Source organism: Corallococcus sp. 4LFB, from assembly GCF_046520365.1.
Lineage (GTDB): Bacteria > Myxococcota > Myxococcia > Myxococcales > Myxococcaceae > Corallococcus > Corallococcus caeni.
Genome location: NZ_JBKGHJ010000754.1, coordinates 1 through 2,801 on the forward strand (window position 1 = coordinate 1; position 2,801 = coordinate 2,801).

Sequence of the window (2,801 nt, forward strand, 5' to 3'; positions counted from 1 at the left end):
CTCACGGGCGCCCATGGCGTGGCGCTGGTGCTGGGCGCGAGCGCGGGCCCCGGGGGCTCGCCGCTCCTGCTCGGCACCACGCCGTCGGCGGAGGAGGTGCGCGCGCTGGTGGCGTGGCTGTCGGAGCGGGAGCCGCCGGACGACGTCCTCCGCGTGGACCGGCTGGGGGACGTGTACCCGCCGCTGGCCTCGCGCGCGGACGTGGCCGCGGGCCTGCTGGCGGTGCGCCTGGATCCGGCGGTGCCGCACTTCGCGCTGTGGTTCCGGCCGGAGGTGGCGCGCACCGTGTCGTGGGCCGGCAACCCGAACAAGCCCGTGCACCCGGAGCCCGGCCATGAGCGGCTGCGTCCGCGCGCGTCCTTCGACGTGTGGCGCGAGGAGACGCGGGGCGTCTGCCTGCCGTGGTCCACACAGGACCTGGAGGCGGCGCGCGCGCTCAAGGGCGCGCTGGTGGGCGTGGTGCTGCGGCACGCGGAGGAGCTGGCCCGGCTGTCGCGGGAGCTGGCCCGCTCCAACGCGGAGCTGGACGCGTTCGGCGGCACCGTGGCGCACGACCTCAAGGAGCCCCTGCGCGGCATCCTCCAGTACAGCTCCTTCCTCCTGGAGGACTTCGGTCCCACGCTGGGCGCGGACGGCCGCTCCCAGCTGGAGTCCCTCACCTGGCTGGCGAAGCGCACGAACGGCCTGCTCGACGACCTCTTCGAGTACAGCCGGCTGGGGCGGCTGGAGCTGTCGTGGGAGGAGACGGATCACCAGGCCCTGGTGGAGGACGTGCTGACGACGCTGGGCGCGCGGCTGGAGGAGGGCAGGGTGGAGGTCCGCCTGCCCCGCCGCCTGCCCACGGTGGCGTGTGACGCCGTCCGCATCCGCCAGGTGTGGGCCAACCTCATCAGCAACGCGGCCAAGTACCAGACGGCCGAGCCGCGCTGGGTGGAGCTGGGCTTCCTGGGCCCGGGAGAAGCACGGCCGGAAGCGGCGCGGCACGCCGCCGCGCCCTACCTTTTCTACGTGAAGGACCCGGGCATCGGCATCGCACCGCAGTTCCACGAAGCCATCTTCGAGCTGTTCCGCCGCCTGCACCCCGCGCAGGCCTATGGCGGCGGCACGGGGGCGGGGCTCGCCATCGCGCGCCGGCTGGTGTCGCTGCACGGCGGCGCGCTCTGGGTGGACTCCGCGCAGGGGAAGGGCTCCACGTTCTTCTTCACGCTGGGCGAGGGACCGCGTCCATGAAGCCGCTGCTGCTGGTGGAGGACAGTGATCCGGACGCGGAGGCGCTGATGCGCATCGCGAAGCGTCTGCCGCTGCCCGTGCCGGTGGTGCGCGTGCGCGACGGCGAGAACGCGCTGGACTACCTCTACCAGCGCGGCGGGTACGCGGACGTGGAGCGCCCGGTGCTCATCCTGCTGGACCTGCACATGCCGGGCATCGGCGGGCGCGAGGTGCTCGCCACGCTGAAGGCGGACCCGGACCTGCGCTCCATTCCCGTCATCATCTTCTCCTCCTCCGTGGAGGCGGCGGACGTGGACGGCGCCTACGCGGACGGCGCCAACAGCTACCTCTTCAAGCCGGAGGTCGGCCCCCAGCTCCAGGCCACCGCCGAGGCCCTCCATGCCTTCTGGTTCAAGGCCGCGCGCCTGCCCGGGTCCCAGGCGCAGGAGCCGAAGGCATGAGCCTGCGCGTGCTGCTGGTCGACGACGGCATGGCGGACCGCCTCGCGGTCAGCCGCGCGCTGGCGCGCGACCCGGACATGCAGTGGGAGGTGGTGCCGGTGTCCTCCGCGGAGGATGCGCTGGCGTACCTGTCCGCCAACCCCGTGGACGCGATGCTGGTCGACTATCACCTGCCCGGCATGAACGGCGTCTCCCTGCTCCAGAAGCTGTCGGCGCTGGGGCTGCCCCAGGTGCCCGCCGTGGTGGTGCTCACCGGCAGCGGCAACGAGCGCGTGGCGGTGGACGCCATGAAGGCCGGCGCCCAGGACTACCTGGTGAAGGAGGCCTTCAGCCCGGAGCGCCTGCGCCGCAGCCTGCGCGCCGCGGTGGAGACGATGCGCATGACGCGCGAGCTGGAGGAGCGCCGCTGCGCGCCGAGCGCGCCGAGGCCGCCGCCCGCGAGGCCCTGGCCGTGCGCGACGAGCTCTTCTCGCTGGCGACGCACGACCTGAAGGGCCCGCTTCAAATCATGACGCTCAACGCCCAGGTGCTGCGCCGGCAGATCCCCACCGCTTCGATGACGCCCGGGCTGGAGACGCGCCTGGGCCACATCGTGCGCGCGGCGCACCGCATGGGCGAGCTCATCGACCACTTCCTGGAGGTGACGCGCGGCCAGGAGCGCCCGCTCAAGCGCGAGCCCATGGACCTGCTGGCCCTGGTGCGCGGCAAGGTGCGCGAGCTGGAGGCCAACGCGTCACGCCACCACTTCATCCTGGAGGCGCCGGACGGGCGCGACTTCAGCGGCGACTGGGATTCGCACGCCCTGGAGCGCGTGCTGGAGAACCTGATGGGCAACGCGGTGAAGTACAGCGCCGCGGGCTCCACCGTCATCGTGCGCCTGTCGGTGGAGGAGGGGGACTCGCAGCAGTTCGTGCGGCTCTCCGTGACGGACCAGGGCATCGGCATCCCGGTGGCGGACCTGCCCTTCGTCTTCGAGCGCTTCCACCGCGGCCGCAACGTGTCCGAGGACGTGTCCGGCAGCGGCGTGGGCCTGGCCAGCGCGCGCCGCATGGTGGAGCTGCACGGCGGCACGCTCGCCGTGGAGAGCGTGGAGGGCCAGGGCTCCACCTTCACCGTGCCGCCTGCCCGGGC

Annotated in this window: 4 protein-coding genes; all 4 read left to right on the forward strand. The window is 73.3% G+C overall.

Translation table 11 applies throughout. The annotated features are described in order from the left end of the window. Positions 1–1,230 (forward strand): sensor histidine kinase (locus tag ACLEQD_RS40680; RefSeq protein ID WP_410391300.1); only part of this gene is annotated, 1,230 nt, incomplete at its 5' end. After that, on the forward strand, positions 1,227–1,670 hold the full coding sequence (locus ACLEQD_RS40685; protein WP_410391301.1) for a response regulator: 444 nt from the start codon (positions 1,227–1,229) through the stop codon (positions 1,668–1,670). The genes ACLEQD_RS40680 and ACLEQD_RS40685, both read left to right, overlap by 4 nt. Then, positions 1,667–2,161, forward strand: coding sequence for a response regulator (locus tag ACLEQD_RS40690; protein ID WP_410391302.1), 495 nt, complete (start codon positions 1,667–1,669; stop codon positions 2,159–2,161). Before ACLEQD_RS40685 ends, ACLEQD_RS40690 begins: the two co-directional genes overlap by 4 nt. After that, the coding region (locus tag ACLEQD_RS40695) for a sensor histidine kinase (RefSeq protein WP_410391303.1) at positions 2,122–2,801 on the forward strand (680 nt) is incomplete at its 3' end. The genes ACLEQD_RS40690 and ACLEQD_RS40695, both read left to right, overlap by 40 nt.

Excerpts from the sequence above, each read along its gene's own strand:
- ACLEQD_RS40685 (WP_410391301.1), top strand. The coding sequence starts at position 1,227 with ATGAAGCCGCTGCTGCTGGTGGAGGACAGTGATCCGGACGCGGAGGCG.
- ACLEQD_RS40690 (WP_410391302.1), top strand. The coding sequence starts at position 1,667 with ATGAGCCTGCGCGTGCTGCTGGTCGACGACGGCATGGCGGACCGCCTC.